We start from the raw sequence: 19,624 nt of genomic DNA, 5'->3' as shown, positions 1-19,624 counted from the left end.
TCGATAAATCGCGGAAACCATCATTATCTTATATGGTACTCACTAACATAGTCTAGGGAGTAGCCGAGCATGTTCAACCAAATACTCATTCCGACTGACGGCAGCGAGGAAGTTTTTCCGGCCGCCGAGACGGGATTTGAGATTGCTCAAACCCACGGTGCTACAATCCATGTACTTTACGTAGTAAAAGAACAACAGCCGTTTGTTGAATTCGGCGGAGGGATTGGCTGGTGGTACGACCTCATGGAACAGTTCGAGAAAGAAGGCGAACGCTCCACGACAGAAATTGCGGCGCAAGCCGATGATATCGGTATCGAAACGAAAACAGCCGTTCGCCGAGGAATCCCTCAGGATGCTATCCTCGCATATGCAGACGAACACGACATCGATCTCATCGTCATGGGAACGCACGGCAGAACAGGCGTTAAACGTGCGCTGAGGGGGAGCGTAACCGAAACAGTCGTTCGGCACGCCGATATACCCGTGTTAACCGTGAGCAGGGGCGCTGGAACAAAACTAGAAAACTGAATCCCTGACTACCAACTACGCCATCCTCCGAAACTGTGAATACAACAGTGTCTACAGAATTGAGTCTGGTTCCCCCAATGCACGAGAGACTGGCAGAAGCACATACCTCACAAAAGAGGATGCCATAGAACTATCCTATGCCATTGATTTATGCTATGAAATCCATTGAACCGACGCTGTATCGAACCTCATGACTACACTGGAGAGCTGTCAACGAGGATTCCTGCTTGTTGTTTGTCGGCATAGTGGCAAAACACGAGGAAGTACGTGTTTTTCTGGATCGCGAGTGAGCCTAGCTACTCGCCAGAGGTCTCTTGGGACGGTTTTGCCGGTTGGATGACGAGACGTTCAATTCGAGCATTGTCTATGGCATCGACTCGAAGGATATATCCGTGGTGTTCGATCTGATCATCCACCTCGGGTTCTCTCCCGAGATGGCTGAAGACGAATCCCCCGATCGTCTCGACCTCGTCCGTCTCGAACTTGGTGTCGAGCCGTTCGTTCACCTCTTGGACTGGTACTCCGCCGTCGACGACGTACGTTTCGTCGTCTCGTTTCGCGATAGCGGGGCCCTGTGGTGCCGTGTCAAATTCGTCTCGAATGTCACCCACGATCTCCTCGAGGATATCCTCGATGGTCACGATTCCCTCGAAGACACCCCATTCGTCGATCACCACGGCTATCTGTCCCCCACCATGCGTCTGAAACTCGGCGAGAATCGCGTCAATCCGTCGCGTCTCTGGGACCACGAGGACATCTCGTGCGAGGTCACGAGCAGTGATCGGGCCATCGTGACCCGTTTCGTTTTCGCTCGCCTGAAGAATGTCTTTTGCGTGGACGAACCCAACCGGTTGTTCTCCGTCCTCGTCGAGCACGATATAGCGGGTGTAGGTTCCGTTGGCGGCAACTGACCGGAGATCAGAGAGTGACATGGGGGCCGTCACGGTTTCCACGTCCGGGCGCGGAACCATGATCTCACGGGCGATCGTATCCCCGAGTTCGAAGACGCTCTCGATCATCTCGACCTCGTCAAGGTCGATGTGCCCCGTCTCCTCCGAGCGGGTGAGGATCATCCGAATTTCCTCCTCAGAGTGGGTTTCTTCGCCTTCGGACGCAGGCGAGACACCGACGAGACTGGTGAAGTAGTTCGCAGTGCCGTTGAAGATGATGATGCCCGGCACGAACGCGTAATAGAAGAATTTCATGAGCGGAGCAACGAAGATCGCCACCCGTTCTGCCTCCTGGATGGCGAACGTCTTCGGTGCGAGTTCACCGAACACGACGTGGAGAAACGTAATGAAGCCAAATCCCAGCGCGAACGCGACAAGATGAATCGTTCCCGCGGGCAGCACCTGACCGAGAACGGGTTCGATGAGCGCTGCTACAGCTGGTTCACCGATCCACCCGAGACCGAGTGAGGAGAGCGTAATCCCAAGCTGACTGACTGCAAGATAGCCATCCAGGTTCTGGATAGCATCCTGCACCAGGCCCGCACCGGGCTTCCCTCGTTCGACGAGTGTATTCACCCGGGTCGGCCGGACTTTCACGAAGGCGAATTCGGCGGCCACGAATATCCCGTTCATGACGACGAGGAAGAAGGCAAGGAGCAACCCGCCCACGGAAATCAAATCTACCATGGTCTCTCATTATCATGGGTGAACTTGTAAGGATCGGATACTAAAACAAGTGAATTCTGGCTGATTTCGGTCGCATTTGCCCGCTCGTCATTGATCTCCCATAGGCACGCTTGGCCACGGATCGGGAAACATGGATGTGACCCCTATGGCATCTTAACCCGACAACGGCAGATATGACTAACGCGAAGAGGTAATATCAAAATTTTGATAATGATTTATCCAATATTAGCTCAAAATATCTGCAGATCCATATTGGCATTCTTGGAGTACGAATATCAAACTAGACAAGATAGGGTTAGCGCAGTCGGTGAGGGTTTATGCGGCGGAGAGATTGGTGTGGGCTGATACCACGGTATCGTCGATACTGAACGATGATTCCCGATCCAAGAAGTAGAAGCCAGAGTACCTGGCTCGTCCCGAGAGTCGTCCAAGTATTATCCTGAAAAATCGGAAGTAGTGTACTCCAATGGAGAGCAAACTGCTGGAGGAGGCTCGCTCCAAGGAGACTCGTCGCACCGGCCAAAAACAGAAAGTAGAACTTCCAGACAAGAATACTCACAAGTCCACCGAAGAGAATTGAAGTGATAAGTGGATGAAATGACTCGGAGATGAGTGACAGAGAGGGAATTGTGCCAGTCTGTTTTGGGTGAGTCATTAACCAGTAAAGGAGGGACGAGGAGATGATGAAACTGGTTCCGATGATGGCAACTCGCTGGAGCGAGAGGGCGACATAGCTACCTACGATGCCGCCAACGATAGCGCCACCGAACGAGACGAGAAGTAAGTCCAAGGCGGAAGGAGTGCCGAACGTGAACGAAATGAAAAGCCGGGCGGCGAAACTACCGACTAGCGCACCGCCCAGCCCACCAAGGAGCGACGTGAATCGCGTCACGAATGAGTAGCCGAAGTACGTGAACGCCACTCCAATCCCTATCGCTAGCACGACAATACTGGTAGTAAGGAGGTCAGTTACCATTGAATTTCGTGATCAATATACTCATACTCCAATTGGTTAAGTAATTCGGTAGATCCTGTCGCATCTTCTGGCCGAATCGGCTCAATTGAATCCAATAAGTTCTGGTGTATTCACTCGTCTATCGCCCATTCGACGTTGTGAATGCAAGCTATAAGCGCAATCTCGCAGAACTGGTGGAACTCATCACGCGTTCGGACGACGGAGCCTTGCAAGTATTTGATCGAGAAATTCCCGCTCTTGGTGGTTAAGCGGTGATGGGAGAGCTCATCATCGGTTCGCGTTATCGTGTGTGCGATCGTAATTCTTGGCCAGCTAGCCGAGAAACTCAGCTATCGGATCTGTTCCACGTCAATCCTGAATCGCCATACCAAGTAACAGTTTCGTCTCGACGTAGATCGTGGCGTAAATCCAATACTGCTTAGTGCCTATCTTCATTGCGGTTTCGCCGACGGTGACCTGCCGAAATACGTCTACAGCGGATCTGATGCTTCTTTAGTGACGCAGTGACCCTATTGAAACACTGCCTATTGAGAACGGTTCATGCCAAACTACTCAAGGGTGGCGGATGTCTCACGAAGGGAAAATCTTGTTGAATGAAGTCGCACCGTCTTTGGAATTGAGGAAACCCGTACAGGAGATAATAATGATCCTCACGCGGCCACAGAAGAAAGAGTACGTTGATTACTAAGCGGTCGAACTTCTCCAAAGGTTTTGCAGACGGTAGTACTTAGCCCTTCCTGATAGTGATACGGCATCTCGTTAAAGGTGCTATAGTAAGCACTAGTCGGAACAAAAAATACGTATGGATTTGAAGAACACGCCATAGCAACTCAGAATGAGTCTCAGATCACACGTTGTACTCTGTAGCTGTTTATTACTAGCCACTAGTGGTGCACCGACAATTATTGGAGCCTCTGGAAATCAGCTTGCTATTCAGGAAATATCATACACAGGAGAAGCAGTTATTGATGGGGAATATGATTCCACGCATCTTTGGCAGTCTGACCCACATAATCTCAGTGTTTCTCTGTACACTGGAAATAAAACAGGAATATATACTGTCTGTACATCGTTGCGCAAGCCTACGAACAACTCCACTCAGTCACTTGCATGCAAAGACGTTTCACTGTCTCCAAATTCAACACGGCAAGTCAATTTTTCCTTCAATAGAATCCCGATAAATATGACTGGTAATACAACAGTCAGGACGACGATCTCAAATTCGTCCAATAACACGTCTATCGCTGAGCAAACGACCGAAATAGATGTCTTAACTAAAACCGGTGACATTGACGACGATGGGTTAACAAACGAAGCAGAATTGGAACGGGCAACCGCCGTCAACGGCTCAGATACAGACGAGGATGGTCTCACGGATGAAGAGGAAGTGGATGAGTATCAAACAGACCCAACACAGGCTGATACCGACGATGATGGCCTTCGTGATAGCGAAGAAATTTCAGCTGGAACTGATCCAACTGATCCGGATACTGATGATGATAGCTTGAAAGATGGCCGTGAGAACGAACTCGGGACGAACGCAAGTAAAGCAGATACAGACAGTGATGGGCTTACAGATCTCTTTGAACTGAATCTGGGTACGAATCCAACAAACCCCGATTCAGATAACGATGGATTGGCCGACGGACGGGAAGTCGGACTAAGAACAGATCCGTTGGCTGTCGATACCGACGGCGATGGGCTTGATGATAGCACTGAGATCCAAATCGGGACAGATCCAACCGATGCTGATACCGATAATGATGGTCTTGACGATGGGTTTGAGCGTCAGTTTGGAACAAGTGCTACAAACCCATTTGTTGCGGGAGGTTTGTATCTTGGTTTCGCGTTACTTCTAGCAGGGACTGTATTCATGTACCAACGCTCTTCTACTGACGAGGTTCCACCTGTATCCGATAACCAGCAGTACGACTCTAATTCAGATATGCCGTCACCTCCTCCGTCCGAGGAGATCGTAACTGACAGTGATCGTGTACTCAAACTCCTGCACGAGAATGGTGATTGTCTTTCACAAGGTGAAATCATTAAGCAGACCGAGTGGTCGAAATCGAAAGTGAGTCGTCTCCTTTCGAAGATGGAAGATAATGGGCAGATAGAGAAAATCACAATCGGTCGGGAAAACATTATACTTCTTGCCGATACAGAACTAGATTGAACGCAGATTAGAGACGATACCTAAGAAGACGCTGTGATGTTTTCTTCCTCTCTGCTTATTATGGCATCATTTGCGGACTACCTCAATGAAAGGAACGCCATTGTTCGATTCCTGCACCGAATAAAAAGAAGCAGTCGACGAGGAAGAACGGAGCTTATTCGGCAATCTATGCTAGTATGACGTACTTCACCATGGTGATGCTCTAGAATTCTTCTCAGTAATTAATGATGCTATATCTAAGCCTTGACTGCTAATACGCCACGGAATTCATATGGTGCGATACCCTATAGCAACATAGGGATGCCAATCCAAGAGTCTGATCAAGAAGAGTGGGAGGATTCGCTTGTGCGCTCAGACAAAGTTCGCTTCACTGAATTCATTTTCTCTGAACAAACTGTGAAAATGTTGTCGTGGTTTACAATTGGTGGTATACTTATAAGTCTAGTAGCCATCCACTTAATAATAGAATACGATGTGCCTATTAAACTGCTCTTCTTGCTGTTTTGCGGCCAGGGATTATTTGCCATTGGATTTCGATATCTAAAACAGATAAGTTGGCCCACAAAGCACTATGTTATACATAAATCAGTAGAATAAGAATGTTCTATTTTAACTCTATCAGACATTGACGGCAATCTACATACTATCCTGTGGGTTCTTCAGTTTCAGACGCGAAAGGCGGTCAGCAGTGGTAGATTATGGTTTACTACGTAATCCGTTTACTGCGGTGAAGATTCGGCATTACGCTGTGTGAGAAACCAAACAAAGACCAATGTCCCCATTGCAACCGCCATGGTGAGAATATTCTGCCATCCGTTGAGCAGCATTGCCGCGAGCCACAGAATTACGAAAGCGCCAATTCGCAGTGCGCGTCGATGATCTTGTCTAACAATTCCCCAATGCCCTGCAATGAGGAGCGTAAGAAGTCCAGCAACGCCAAACCCTGTCTTGATGACTGCCAACAGTACCATACTTGCTCTTTTGCCTTCGGTTACTTAGAATAGTCGATATATTTCTTATTGTGATGGGGGAATTCATATTCGGTCTAACCGATTTATTTGAGTACCTCTGTGATTATTTGCATAAATAATTAATCTATATATTATGTGCGTTATTCCGATCCAGGTACTGAAAGAGATGCTGTGAACTCCAGGATAGCCTTGACTAATGCGAGGAGAACCAAGAATTTATCACATACGTCGAAGGAGAAAAATCACTTCAGTGGTGGTGAGAAGAGCGACGGCAAGCTCCTCTTTGGACTCGCGCCGGGTGGTATGTATTCAGCACATCAGAATGAATTAACTGAAATACCTTAAAGCAAGGTATGCAGCATCCATCGCTTTGTTTCTCGCTCTGCTTGCTGTCGAGTACCTACGGGCGCATGAAGTTCAAAACACCCTTTCTGTAACCGAACTCTCCCTATCTATTGTTGGTGTATTTGTACTAGCTACCTAGATCTCTCTCGTAAAGAATCGCTTCCTATATGGAGAACTAGAGACCGCTTAGGAGAGGCTGTTAAATATCGAAGAAAGCATGCTTGAATACGATAGAGTAAAGATAGGCGTGGCCCCGCGATTTATCCGTTCAGTTCACGTGGATCCAATATGGCACCACTCAAAGTCGTCCACAGTGAACGCGTAAACGCTGTTATCGGCTGGGTGCTAACGAGCATTGTGGCTCTCACGGTTGTTGAGAGCTTCCTCACAAACGCACTCCTCTGGGGAGGATTCGGGCTCTTCATCATCGTCGTTACGATGGTACCAGTGGTGTCAACCAAAGAATGGACAGTAATGATTCCCTGGCCACTCCTGTTGGTTGCAGCCACAGCCATGCTTGTTGGAGCACTCGGATTATACTTTGAGATAGCGGGGTATCTCGCTGTCGCATCGCTTGCACTCATCGTCGCCACTGAACTCGATGCGTTTACTCCAGTCGATATGAGTCGGCGCTTTGCTATCGGCTTCGCTGTCCTGACGACCATGGCGTTCCAGGGGCTTTGGATTATTGCCCAGTTTGTCTCAGATAAATTACTGGGAACCGAGTTTCTGCGCTCGCAAACTGAACTTCAATGGGATATCGTCATCGTCACGGTCGTTGCCCTCGTTATGGGTGGGGTATTCACATGGTATTTCGAGCGGGTTGGCCATGTCGGATCATACAAGCGGTCAATGAATTCGGTGAGATCCTCATGACCCTCGGCGATACACTGGGGCTGTCAGATCCCCAGGAACGACTTCTCGCCCGGGTTCTGCAACTTGCTCTTTTGGGGCTGCTCCTCTATGGTCTTGTGACGTTTCAGCTAGGGATGGCTGTAAACGGGGGGCTTGCACTAGGCGTGACACTTCTTCCGGCGGTGTTGCGCCGAGAGTACGGGTATTCAATGGACGCCGGACTCGTCCTGTGGATCACCCTCGCCATCTTTCTAAACAGCGTCGGCATACTCAGTCTCTATGGTCGGTTTTCCTGGTACGATGAAGTGACACACACGATTTCCACGACGATTATTGCTGGTATCGGCTATGCAGTGCTCCGAGCGTTCGAATGCCACTCCGACGAAATCGACGTGCCGTCTGCGTTCAGGGCAGTGTTCATCATTGTCTTTGTGCTCGCGTTCGGTGTTATTTGGGAAGTCTTTGAGTTCGCTTCTACGCAGCTTTCTCGTGTGCTCGGTGCTCAGTCACCGGTCATTGTCTATGGTATCGATGACATTGTTACTGATATGATTTTCAATACGGTCGGTGCAGCGATTGTGGCTATCTGGGGGACAGACTACTTCGATGGATTCGTTACCTTCTTCCGACAACAGCTCCGTTCAAAGAGCCAGAACTAACGAATAACTTGTGTTGCCTTATGGACAGAAAACAGACGTACAAATGTTGTACCGGCCTGTAAGTCCCCTTGACCCATATTCAATAGAATAGCGGGCTGCATCACGAATCTCTCATGAGAACCGTTCTCTCGGCGAATCTTATGATGATCTACCGGTGTCGATGGAGTAAATCTTCTGATCGAAGAGTTGAAGACGCGCTATGAATTTGACAAATTCAAAACAATTAATCCTGTGGTCGTGAAGATATCTGAAGTATAGCTGACAGCAAGGTACATTTTCTACTGATGAAATCACTTGCGGGATTTCATCTGATGGCAGTTACTGCAAGATATACCCCAAATAGGAGACACCCGATACCCACTAGTTGAACGAGTCGCCGCCAGCGAGTCGGCAGGGATGCGGTCGTTCCGTACTCCCCACCGCGATCATACGGCAGCCGCCCGACGGTCTGTATACGAATAAAAACCTCGGGATACGCAACCAGGAGGATGCCGATTCCGATTCCGAGAACGGCCGCGAGAGTCTCCCGAACACCTGCCATCTCATTAGCCCCGCAGGCGCTTGATCCGTTTCTCGACCGGCGGATGAGTCGCAAACAATTGAGCAAGCCCTCGCTCCTCGCCAAAGATGGCTAATGCGTTTACCTGCGAGTCGATCGAGGATTCACGACTCCGTTCATTGCCGCGCTGAATCTTCTCAAGCGCACGAGCAAGTGGGTCACCACTTCCGATGACGTCGGCAGCGTCGCTATCGGCGACGTACTCACGATACCGAGAGATCGCAAAGACGAACAGCATTACCAACAGCTGGGTGATCTGACCGACCTCAATCGCGAGGAAGAAATCCGCGAGGTCGTTCTCGCCGGTGAGCAAGACTGCCCACTGTGCGACGATTGCAACAATGGATGCTACTCCTTGCCCAAGTATCATCATTACAACGTCCCGATTGTCGATGTGGGCGAGTTCGTGGGCGAGGACACCTTCGAGTTCATCCGGGGAGAGTTGTTGGATAAGTTCTTGAGAGACGACGACCGTGCCTGCCCCTTTGCGCCCGACCGCAAAAGCGTTCGGCACGCCCATCCGAGCGACCATCAGCCGAGGCTTCTCAATGCCTAGCTCGTCGCTCAGTTGTTCGACGCGATGGTGAATCTCCCTGTACTGGGACTCCGACATATCCTCGGCGCCGACGCTGCGAATCGCGGCCCACTTGCCAATTTTGTACTGCACGCCCACGAAGGCGATACTTCGACAAGGACGAGCCAAAGCGGCCAGCCGAACACACCCATCACGATGACCGCCGCAATGGCATAGAATGCAAAGAGAATAGAGCCGACGATCGCCATTCGAGCCATCAAAATGAGGTGACGCATGGATAAGTCTTCGTGGCGAGAGAGTTAAAAATGGTCATCGGATATCAAAGACGTACATCTGACACTTCCATATAAAGCCCAAGATAGCATTGCTACCGAGTGCCGTGAACAAATTGGCTTCAGACGCCACTGACAGCTCCTTTCAGCCAATCTCGAGCGTACCGTTTCCACTATCCGCCCCTTCATCCCACTCCAATTCAAATTCGACGCTCAGTTCCGTCTCATTTCCTTCGATTTCCCGCTCGGCTTTGACCTCAAAGGTTGGTCGAGTAGGTACATCGAGCGTTACGGACTCCTCACCGGCACGCAGCGTGATTGCGTCACCGGTTTCAAGTTTCTCGGCAACCGTCCGGAGATAGTTAGCGATCTCGTCTCGGCTTTGTGTACGTTCGCTCTTGAACAGGATTTCTTCGGGCATCGTCTACTTCGTATGCGTACTTCGCTGATAAAGGCTGCAGTCCATGATTTAGGGAGATCACCTAAGCAAAAGACATACACGAGTTCAGCAAATCGCTAACGATAACTCTCTATGAGCAGTATTACGAGAAGAGGAGCATCTCAGTATTGAAGTCCACAGAAATTATGTAGTGTGCTTTACCAGCTAGAACGATGAACTCTCTCGAAATCGGAGCCCGGTTAGTCGCTGGTCTCCTGCTTATCTTGACGAACGGGTTTTTCGTCGCGATCGAATTTGCGTTGACGCGTGTTCGGCAGTATCCCGAGTCAGAGTTTGATACTCCGAGGCTTCGACGAGCATGGGAGATGACCGATGACCTCGAGATATATCTGACAAGCTGTCAAGTTGGCATTACGGCGTCGAGTATCGCAGTTGGAATCGTCGCAGAGCCAGCTCTTGCAGCACTGTTTGAACCGTTTTTTGCAGACACAGTCTTCGCCTCGGTCGGTACTGGTGCTCTCCTCGGATTCCTCATCATCAACTTGCTCCATCTCACCCATGGCGAGCAGACGCCGACGTATCTCGGTGTTGAACGAACGAAAATGGTCTGTCGATATGGGGCAACACCGCTGTACTGGTTCGCCTGGGTGATCTCGCCTGTGATGCGAGTCGGTGATGCCGTGGCCAAGTGGACACTTCGGTTATTTGGGATCGAAATGACCGGTGCATGGCTCGACACCGAAGAAGAAATTATCGAGACACGTTCCCAACTTCGAAACCAAGTCGATTCAGTCCTCGCACAAGGTGAACTCTCCGATGAGCGCCACGAGGAAGTGCTCAGCGCACTCGCCGTCGACGAACGGCCAGTGAGCGAAATTATGGTTGATATCGATGATGTCGTGAGTCTGTCAACGACTATTTCGACAGCCAAAAATTTTGATCGAATCTCGGGGACACACTATACTCGGTACCCGCTTATTGGTGACGAGTACGACGACTTCGAGGGGATCATCTACGTCCCCGCGATCATCGATCAGATAGAGGAGCTACAATCCGGCACCGTTGACTTTGCTGATATCGCTGCTCCACCAATGACGATCTCGACCGACACAAGCGTGAGCGGTGCCATCGACCAGTTTCAGGCGGAAGGCCAAGAACTCGCACTTCTTCTCTCTGAGGGAGAGGTTGTTGGTCTCCTCACTGCAACGGATGCCCTTGAGGCTGTGATGGGTCAAATCGAAGATCCGCTTGACCGAGAAAACGTAGCATAAGAAATCTGAACAGAGACGGAATCCCGTTCTTCATAGAACCAAATCTGCGTTTAGATATCGGTCGACTGGCCCCTCCCACTTTAGGTCGTGGGACGCGAATAAGCAAAGTCCATCTGGCAGCAATAGTTTGGTAACCATGCACGCATAGTGATCGACTGATTCATATCAAAATACGTATGAAGAAGAGAATCAAAACAGAGCCGTCAATCAAGGTCGGATCGTTATTCCTCGCGAGCCACGGTAATTACGGGAACAGAGGAAGAGCGGACAGTTTTTTCGGTGACGCTTCCGAGCAGGATTCGGTCGACACCACGCCGACCAGTTGTACCCATGACAATGGCGTGGATGTCGTTTGATTCGATAAAGCTGAGAATTTCTTCATCAGGGGTTCCATGTGTGACGTGGCTGACGACATTCGTCATATCGCGTGCCTGAGCTTCTGACATAATATCCTCGACGGCGTCGGTCGCGGCCTGTTCACTTTCCGTCTCCGAGAGCGTCGACCGGATATCGGGGCCAAGCGCGGAGTCGTTCACCACCGACAGGACGTGAACGGTTGCGTCAAGGGAGTCCGCGAGTGCGAGCCCATGCTGTGCAGCATTCATTGCCCCGGTGCTGCCATCTGTGGGGATGAGCACGTTCTCGTATGGAAACGTCAATTCCTCATCGGGTTGCATGCGTGCAGTAAGAACGGGGACATCCGATAGCCGGACGACTTTCTCGGTGACACTCCCAAGCAGGTATCGTGAGAGACCTTTGCGGCCATGCGTTGGCATCACGATTAGGTCATACCCGTATCGGTCAGCGTACTCCACAATCGTCGGTGCCGGACCGCCTTGAACGACGTCGGTGCCATAACTAACACCGAGTGTATCGAGCATCTTCCCTGCTTCTTCGACGACATCTTCTCCTTCCTGGACAAGAACATCTATAACATTTGTTTGGGCGACAGTGACGCTGTCGCGAGTTGTATCGGCGACAAAGAGTAATTGAATGGTTGCATCTGTCCACTGTGCAATCTCACTAGCGTGATGCAACACTTCAGTTCTCTCTGGACTCTCATCAACGGGGAGGAGGATATTCTCGTACATGGCCAGTTGTGTATACCATGGTGGAGGATGATACGTAAGGGATTCCTAGGGATAGCTTACACAATCACTTATTGAGATGAACACCTACGCCTTCAGTCACAAGAGGAGATCAACGGGTATCGCTTAACCAAGGACGGTAGAGTGAGATAAGTTCTCCATCCCTGTCCTCCCAGTATTAATGAACAGGATGGATTAGTTGCTGGAGTCAGAGCGATTAATCCCTGAGTTCAATTCCGATTCTCTGATCAAGATCAGCGATTTGATCGACAGCTAATAGTTAGACAGCGTCCTTCTCCGGTGCTTCAGCTTCTATTTTTGTCTGTCCGCCAGTAGCTTTCATCCGGATTCGAACCCATTTAATGCGTGTTTTTTCGACGGCTTCGACAAGTAGTGGAACACCATCACACTCGAACTGTTCTCCCTGTTCGACCAGACGGCCTGCTCGGTTAAACAAGAGGCCAGCAACTGTCTCGAATTCCTCACCATCTGGAAGATCGAGATCGAGCGTCTCGTTCACCTCGGCGATATCCACATCACCACGAACGAGTGCTGTCGTCTCGTCGAGCTTCTCAATCGGTTTCTCTTCTTTCCCCTCAAGAATCTCGCCGACAATCTCTTCTATGAGGTCTTCGACAGTGATGAGACCCTCAGTCGTTCCGAATTCGTCAATCACCACGGCCATCTGGGTTCGTGTCTCTTGCATATCGCTAAGCAGTTCGCCGACACTTTTGCTCTCTGGAACATGCTGAGGTGGCACTAATAGATCGAGTTCATTCAACGGATTTTCTCCCTCGATACCGTCACGTCGTGCCTTCACGAGAGTGTGGATGTCAGCCGTGCCAACGATGTTGTCGAGCGTTCCCACATAGACGGGAAGACGGGTGTGGCCACTCTCTAAACAACGTGTGATTGCCTCAGTCAGCGTGCTCTCTTCTTCGATTCCGACGATGTCTAATCGTGGAGTCATGACCTCCTTTGCGATCGTATTGGTGAAGCGGAAGATACGCTGAAGCATCTCCTGTTCGTCTTCTTCAATGACACCCTCGCGCTCACCTGTTTGAATCATCTCTTGGATTTCATCGCGGGTCACATACGATGACTCGATAGACGATCGTCCGCCAGTGATGCGATTGACCATTCGAGTGAGATAGTCGAAGGTGATGATAAGCGGGAAAAGAACGTACTCAGCAAGTTTGAGTGGGCGTGCAATGCGGAGTGCCCACGATTCAGTATTCTCGACCGCGTAGGATTTCGGGGCGCTTTCACCGAAGAGTAAGACGAACGCCGTAATTCCGAATGTTGAGATGAGAACCGCCGGGCCAGGATTGAAGTAAAAGCCTACGATAGCTGTGGAGATCGAGGACATCGCGATGTTCACAAGGTTGTTTCCGACGAGGATAGTCACCAGCAAGCGATGAGGATCCGATTTAAGACTCGCCACAGTTTGCGCTCTGGGAGTTCCTTTCTCAACCAAAGCGTCGATTCGGTGCTTAGTGAGCGAAAACATCGCAATTTCGGACGAGGAAAAGAACGCAGACAACACAAGCAGTACGACAAGGACAGTGATCCCGACGGCAGTGATCAGCGTTTCGGAACTGAAGCCACCTAAACTTATGAGAACTTCTACGGTGTTGTTACCCATTACTAGAGGAAAGGGAGGTTCTGACATTTACACTCGTGTATCATTGTCGTACAGCCAGTGTTTATACCTTTTCGAAGATTCGGGCTCTTCTGGAACTCTCCCGAGACCTGTTATCGGAATTTAACGTCAAACACCTGCTGGCCACAGTTCTCATAGTTTATGGACTCATCCTTGATTTGGATACAGTGGAGAACGACATGCTCCTAGCGGGCGAATTCGCTAGAGATGAATTCTCCGATATGGCCACCAAAACTTGTTGGCCACATTTTTGTATTCTATTGACTTTTTTGTGATTGCTTCGAAGTATCTTTCCTATTTAGTGTCTTGATGACGGTGCCACGTACCGTTGCCATAACAGACCACCTCCAACCAGCACCGGCATCGTCAATACAATTACTAGGAGCAAGAATTTGTTATCTGATATTAACGCGTTGAATATACCGAGGAGCGAAAGGAGCAACGTTACAGCAATCATCCATTCGATCGCATCCTCTGGCATCGCTGAATCCATACCAGAAACCGAGCCGTAACCGCCATAAAAGCATTTGCTTTACTAGAGGTTTTTGACCCGGTTTTGATATTTTACATCACTTAACACATATCAATAACATTAGTTTTATAGCCTAGATTGACTTTATTTGGTCAGAGTATTGAGAAAGTACTTCCAACGAAGAGAACAGTGACCAAGAGTCGGCCAAGACTGCCGAGAAACGTGGCGAGAGCGAATTTAAAATAATTTTCTTCGAGTATGGCGAAGGCATAGATCGAGATCGTGTCTGGGAAAAAGGGGACACACAAAGCGCCTGCCAATCCCCAATAGCCGTAGGACTGTGCCAAATTGACAGTCCGTTTTTCGGACCACTCAAGGACAGTAAATCGAGAACGACGCAACCACCGAACAATTGGCCCGGCTTTTTTCGCCTCTTGGCCAATATGAAACGCCAATAAACTCCCAAAAGCCTTACCAAAAGCACTACAGAGCATGATGATTGCTAGACGCGCCCAGTGCGGAAGTCCGAGATCTAGTGGTGCGAGCAAAACTACTTCACTTGGGCCCGGTAAGACAAAGGCGATCAGAAACGAGTAGATGAACACGAGTCCTATCCCTGGCCAGCCCGTTGCCGTTTCGATGACAGTGTGAAGCCCATCAGTGAAGCTGGCCAAAAGGGTATATCGAATTAATTCACCATGCATCGAGACGTAGTCACAATGCGATATGCGGGGAAGTCAGTAGTAAGTATTTATCCTTTGAGGGCCTCACATCGGATTCCTTTCAGTTTTCTTGATAGAGCTATATCTTTGATTGGGATTATATCTACACTAGAGCACAAAATAGCGGTTTAGAGTCTAAACCTCCACTACCATCACATAATGTATTGAAAAGCCTATTACTTATCACCAATGACTGAGAGAACTCTGTTAATTGCATGGAAACTATACTAGAGATCAGTGCACTGCTTGTTGGCCTTTTGGCGGTGATTATTTGGGGCGCGGTGAAATTGTGGTGGAAAAAACATCGTTAACCTATTATATAAAAAGAACCATTAAGCATAGTATCATGAAACGTCGGTCAAAGCACTCTTGAAGGTACTTGTAGACCTCTGCCGCCACACGGTTCTATTTTATCGCTGGACAAAGGACACGAATGTCGCGCCGCTTGACGAGCTAACCGATCACATTCATCAGAATGTACTAACTTACACGAGTAGTTCGGCGAAAAACTCATGAACCCATCTACTGTAGTCAAACCTGTCGAGCGCGGGTGCTCGACGTCGGTAAAATAAATGCGACGTGGGGCGAGTACGGCCTTGGACTGTGCGTCACTTGCCCTATTTCCTTCCTGCCATCACCACCCCAGCAGCGACTCGTCGGTCATGACCGTTAGGCATTATTCGCCTATCGGGTCAAGGTCGTATTCGGGCCCAACACAGACGGTGAGTGCATGCGGACGGGTATGCAACGCCAATTGTTTGTGCGCGCTCAGTTCGCCATCGAGGCTGAAATCGATTGATTCACCATGTTGTCCGTCGATCTCCAACTGACTCGCTTGCACATGGAGCACATGCTTAGTGTCTTGACCGAGTACTCGCTGGGCCACCGTCTCGGCGACGAGATCGCTTCCAGGCATCCGCTCGATGATCACGACGTCGAAGAGACCGTCCTCAACGTTCGCCTGCCCGCCTTGCTTTGCGAAGCGGCGGATGTTCCCGACGAGGACGCACAAGGCCTCCCCTGTCCATGTCGTCTCCTCGTCCTGGGAGATCGCGTTTATCTCCAGATGAAGCTCCTCGAACGTCGCGACTTCCTGTAGTCCTGCGATAACGAACGCGAGCGACCCGAAGCGTTCTTTCAACGCTGAACTCGTGGCCACGCTTGCGTCTGCGGGCAGGCCGGCAATACAGGACATCACGAACGGCTCATCCCCGGCAATGCCGATGTCAATCCGTCGTCTCTCTCCCGTTTCGAGGATATTGAATCCCTGTTCGATATCCTGAACTCCGATGTTCGTCGCAAAGATATTCTCCGTCCCTGTCGGAATCACACCGAGCGTCACATCGTCGAGCGCATCTCCCCTGACGAGGCCCTGCACGGCTTCATGAACCGTGCCATCGCCCCCAGCCACGGCGAGTACATCGACGGCGTCCGCTGCGGCCGCTTCCGCAAGTTTGACTGCGTGCTCTTCCTCCTCCGTCTCTTCGATTCGATACCCCCGGTCGGTGGCCAAGTGCCGTATCTGCTCAACGTGGTCGGCCGTCCCACTGGTCGGGTTCAAGATAAGCCAGTGTCGGTTTGATCCGGTAGTGGACGGTCCCTCTTCGTTTCGTTCATCGACAGGTAGCTCCTCGTCCTGTCCCATGGGAATTATTCTGTATACACAAATAAAGACGCGTCGGAGCCGATGGGCGAGTGCTTCTTGCACCGAGATTTTAGCGTTGGATTGCGGAAATCGTCGTTCAACTTGGTTCGCCAATCATGGTGCTCAACACCAGTTAATGGGTCAAGCGCGTTCGCAAACAAGTTTTCCTGAACCATTCGAATCCGGGCTCGATACACGTCGTAGTCCCGGTACCGCTGGGTTTCGATACCGAGGAACACGACGGTTATTACCGTCCTGAATAAGAGAATAGTACGTCTGTCCGTGCTTGAGAATTCATACGCGAGTATCGCCGCCAGAAGCGTGACCGCCCAGTTAGTTGTCTGGTCAGGTCGTTGCCGCCACGTCGTCTCACGGTCCATTTCACCCCTTTCTCGGGCTCTTACTCCTGGAGACGGCCGCCGTGCTCGAACTCTTCGACATGGATGTCTCTCACTAAACTGTCTTCCAGCGGATTCACCGCTTCACAAACCACCTGTTAGACCCGGTACTGGTCGTCTAGCGATTCAATGTGACCTCGAATCACGTTTGTTTGAGCCGGGCACAGTGTTAGGTAGCTAAGTCGGTGGGAAAGTGACCGTGGCCGCTTCAGAACTAATTTAGGGCGAGAGAGGGACGATCCCTCATGGTCGACTCAGAACGAAGTCAGCCGGACTCATCAACGACCGATCGGCTGACTCGATGGCTGTTGCTTGGCGGCAATCGCCTCGCCGTTTCCGGAGTCATTGTCGCGGTGATATTCATCACCTTTCTCATCTTTGGACTCGCTGGCATCGTCACCATCAGCAAACCAGACCGGATGCTTTGGTTTCTCAATGGAACCATTAATGGACTCCTCACGCTCATCCCGATCGCCGTGGGTATCAATCAGATCGTTCTCTCGCAGGAGTTGGGATCGATGAATAACTTATACTCTCGGGTCGAGAACACGCTCGACTTCCGCCAGCGGGTCGAGAACACGACTGGCGTCGACGTGAGTTCACCTCAATCGGCGGAGTTTTTCCATGATTTGTTCGTCGCTCTTAACGACCGCGCTGACGCGCTCGGGGATGCAAGTAACGGAGATATCGACCAGCAGTTGAACGATGAAATCGACGATTATGCAGAGACGCTCTCCCAGCAGACCAATCATGCGAGCAGTATATTAGAGAACATGGATTTCGAGATAATCGATACGTTCTTAGTTCTCCTCGATTATCACGACTCAGAACAGTTTCACAGGGTACGCCGCCTCCAAAACGAACATACCGATGAGCTTTCAGATGAGACAAGCGACCGACTCGGAGAGATACAGGAACTCTTCATGGAGCTCGACGCCGCACGCCAGTACCTCAAAACGCTATTCATCCAGCGTGAACTCTCTGAGCTCTCTCGGGTACTCATCTATACTGGCATCCCAGCGATCCTGCTCGCCGGCCTAGCGATTTTCACATATCGGGACATGCCAGGGCTTTCAATTCCCCGACCTCTCATCGTGGTGCTCGTGAGTGCGACAGTCGCTGCCTCGCTCGCACCGCTTGCTATCCTTTCTGCCTACATCGTGCGTGTTGCGCTGATTGCCCAGCGAACCGCCGCATTCGGCCCGTTCATTCCCCACGAGGAACACCAGCGAATTATAGAACAAAACGAGTGAGCCCCGTGTCCGGTGAGGAATGAGATCTATGCGACACCATCCCTGATAGAGCAACAGATTGAGTACTACTTGCCGACAGAGAGCTCTAATCCTCTGCCTCCGCTTATGAAACAACGACACGTATCCACCGTGCGAGTAGCTCCAATAATGACAAATATGTTATCTAGTTAACCGTTAGCGCCGGTGAATTGCGTGAGTAGTGCAAAACGCCATAGATAGACAATGAACTTCCCGCCAAGCGGAAAGTTCTGGCTGGATATCCTCATGGCAAGCTACGGTAAGTATGTCGACCGCGTTCGACGTGGAGATACTGACGGGTTCGTTTTCCATTGTGGCACGCTCACATCCTGCCCACCAAAATTGAGCAAGATCAGTTAAGGAACGAGACTACGTAATCAGTACTATGAATACCGATGAGAACCGTGAATTCGACCCGGAAGCGCCGGAAGAGCGTGAAATTGGGCGTGAAATGGTCGATCAAAGTACTGGACTTGGTTCCGTGATGGCCCACTTTTATCGTGGTGAAATGGATCGAGTAACAACGTGGCGCCAACGACTCGATGAAACGACGAAGTGGACGGTGACAGTCATTGCGGCCCTGCTTGCCTATGGATTTTCAACGAGTGGCACACCTGCTGTCCTTCTTGCTGGAATCATCGTTACATCAGTTTTTCTTGCGATCGAAGCACGTCGCTATCAAGACTATGATCTCTACCGAGCGCGCATACGCATACTTCAGGAGAACCTCTTCTCGAACGCACTTGATCCATCTCAAGGCGTTGAACATCACGATTGGCGACGAAAACTCACTGATGACCTGCGCGATCCGGCGTTGAAAACTCCATATCCAGAGGCCGTCGCTCGACGACTGCGCAGAGTATATCTTCCACTACTATTCATCTTACTCGCTGCTTGGTTCTTTCGCATTATCGCCTTCGCAAAGAATGGAACGTGGGTCGAAAACGCCGCGATCGGGATCGTACCAGGAACCATCATTCTCGGTCTTGTTGCTGTCTTTTATCTCGGTTTACTGTGGATCGCGTTCCGACCGCGTCCCCGGCACGCTAAGGAGGATTTTGACCGGCAGCACGTAGAGCAGGAAAAGTGGAACGACTCGGAATGAGTTCCTCACTGGATGTATCCTTCTCTATCGTCGTCTCACTGACGGTGTCTTTTTCTTCGACTGTTCAAGCGATTTT

At 50.4% G+C, this 19,624-nt stretch carries 16 protein-coding genes and 2 pseudogenes; 7 read left to right on the top strand and 11 right to left on the bottom strand.

Annotation, left to right across the window (positions count from 1 at the left end; translation table 11 throughout):
- Positions 1-69: 69 nt before the first annotated feature.
- On the top strand, positions 70-528 hold the full coding sequence (locus tag LIW51_RS06275) for a universal stress protein (RefSeq protein WP_227376351.1): 459 nt from the start codon (positions 70-72) through the stop codon (positions 526-528).
- Between the two features lie 296 nt (positions 529-824).
- Here LIW51_RS06275 and LIW51_RS06270 read toward each other — a convergent pair whose 3' ends face one another.
- Positions 825-2,165 (bottom strand): hemolysin family protein, encoded by a 1,341-nt coding sequence (locus tag LIW51_RS06270; RefSeq protein WP_227376350.1) that lies wholly within the window; start codon positions 2,163-2,165, stop codon positions 825-827.
- Positions 2,166-2,460: 295 nt separating this feature from the next.
- Positions 2,461-3,141, bottom strand: a complete 681-nt coding sequence (locus LIW51_RS06265; RefSeq protein WP_227376349.1) for a hypothetical protein — start codon at positions 3,139-3,141, stop codon at positions 2,461-2,463.
- A gap of 1,183 nt (positions 3,142-4,324) precedes the next feature.
- On the opposite strand from LIW51_RS06265, the gene LIW51_RS06260 reads away from it, so the two are divergent.
- The gene (locus LIW51_RS06260) at positions 4,325-5,317 is read left to right on the top strand and encodes a helix-turn-helix transcriptional regulator (RefSeq protein WP_227376348.1); all 993 of its coding nucleotides are present in this window, start codon (positions 4,325-4,327) and stop codon (positions 5,315-5,317) included.
- Between the two features lie 719 nt (positions 5,318-6,036).
- Here LIW51_RS06260 and LIW51_RS06255 read toward each other — a convergent pair.
- A complete protein-coding gene (locus LIW51_RS06255; RefSeq protein WP_227376347.1) occupies positions 6,037-6,288 on the bottom strand; it encodes a hypothetical protein in 252 nt (83 codons plus the stop codon).
- Between the two features lie 633 nt (positions 6,289-6,921).
- Here LIW51_RS06255 and LIW51_RS06250 point away from each other — a divergent pair.
- Both LIW51_RS06250 and LIW51_RS06245 read left to right on the top strand, forming a co-directional pair.
- Positions 6,922-7,509, top strand: coding sequence for a hypothetical protein (locus LIW51_RS06250; RefSeq protein WP_227376346.1), 588 nt, complete (start codon positions 6,922-6,924; stop codon positions 7,507-7,509).
- Entirely contained in the window at positions 7,506-8,147 is a 642-nt protein-coding gene (locus LIW51_RS06245; protein WP_227376345.1) for a DUF2238 domain-containing protein, read from the top strand. The genes LIW51_RS06250 and LIW51_RS06245 overlap by 4 nt, the downstream gene beginning before the upstream one ends.
- A 304-nt stretch (positions 8,148-8,451) precedes the next feature.
- On the opposite strand, the gene LIW51_RS06240 is transcribed toward LIW51_RS06245, so the two are convergent.
- From LIW51_RS06240 to LIW51_RS06230, 3 genes and pseudogenes are all read right to left on the bottom strand, one after another.
- Positions 8,452-8,688 (bottom strand): hypothetical protein, encoded by a 237-nt coding sequence (locus tag LIW51_RS06240; RefSeq protein WP_227376344.1) that lies wholly within the window; start codon positions 8,686-8,688, stop codon positions 8,452-8,454.
- Between the two features lie 4 nt (positions 8,689-8,692).
- Positions 8,693-9,489, bottom strand: a pseudogene (locus LIW51_RS06235) (M48 family metallopeptidase).
- A 169-nt stretch (positions 9,490-9,658) separates the two neighbouring features.
- A complete protein-coding gene (locus tag LIW51_RS06230; protein ID WP_227376343.1) occupies positions 9,659-9,934 on the bottom strand; it encodes an amphi-Trp domain-containing protein in 276 nt (91 codons plus the stop codon).
- A gap of 191 nt (positions 9,935-10,125) precedes the next feature.
- Between LIW51_RS06230 and LIW51_RS06225 the strand changes: the two genes are divergently transcribed.
- On the top strand, positions 10,126-11,184 hold the full coding sequence (locus LIW51_RS06225) for a CNNM domain-containing protein (protein ID WP_227376342.1): 1,059 nt from the start codon (positions 10,126-10,128) through the stop codon (positions 11,182-11,184).
- A gap of 221 nt (positions 11,185-11,405) precedes the next feature.
- On the opposite strand, the gene LIW51_RS06220 is transcribed toward LIW51_RS06225, so the two are convergent.
- The 5 genes and pseudogenes from LIW51_RS06220 to LIW51_RS06200 form a co-directional block, all read right to left on the bottom strand.
- On the bottom strand, positions 11,406-12,275 hold the full coding sequence (locus tag LIW51_RS06220; protein WP_227376341.1) for a universal stress protein: 870 nt from the start codon (positions 12,273-12,275) through the stop codon (positions 11,406-11,408).
- A gap of 277 nt (positions 12,276-12,552) precedes the next feature.
- On the bottom strand, positions 12,553-13,917 hold the full coding sequence (locus LIW51_RS06215) for a hemolysin family protein (protein WP_227376340.1): 1,365 nt from the start codon (positions 13,915-13,917) through the stop codon (positions 12,553-12,555).
- A gap of 642 nt (positions 13,918-14,559) precedes the next feature.
- Positions 14,560-15,111, bottom strand: a complete 552-nt coding sequence (locus LIW51_RS06210; protein WP_227376339.1) for a YqaA family protein — start codon at positions 15,109-15,111, stop codon at positions 14,560-14,562.
- Positions 15,112-15,805: 694 nt separating this feature from the next.
- A complete protein-coding gene (locus LIW51_RS06205; protein ID WP_227376338.1) occupies positions 15,806-16,774 on the bottom strand; it encodes a diacylglycerol/lipid kinase family protein in 969 nt (322 codons plus the stop codon).
- 3 nt (positions 16,775-16,777) lie between these two features.
- Positions 16,778-17,154: pseudogene (locus tag LIW51_RS06200) on the bottom strand (DUF2270 domain-containing protein); the annotation flags it as partial.
- A gap of 263 nt (positions 17,155-17,417) precedes the next feature.
- Between LIW51_RS06200 and LIW51_RS06195 the strand changes: the two are divergent.
- Together LIW51_RS06195 and LIW51_RS06190 are read left to right on the top strand one after the other, a co-directional pair.
- Entirely contained in the window at positions 17,418-18,425 is a 1,008-nt protein-coding gene (locus LIW51_RS06195; protein ID WP_227376336.1) for a DUF7972 family membrane protein, read from the top strand.
- A gap of 403 nt (positions 18,426-18,828) precedes the next feature.
- Entirely contained in the window at positions 18,829-19,548 is a 720-nt protein-coding gene (locus LIW51_RS06190; RefSeq protein ID WP_227376335.1) for a DUF2270 domain-containing protein, read from the top strand.
- Positions 19,549-19,624 lie beyond the last annotated feature (76 nt).

The sequence above is a fragment of the Haladaptatus halobius genome, from assembly GCF_020618475.1.
Lineage (GTDB): Archaea > Halobacteriota > Halobacteria > Halobacteriales > Haladaptataceae > Haladaptatus > Haladaptatus halobius.
The sequence above is the reverse complement of the archived record's forward strand: the minus strand, read 5'-3'. Positions and strand labels throughout refer to the sequence as shown.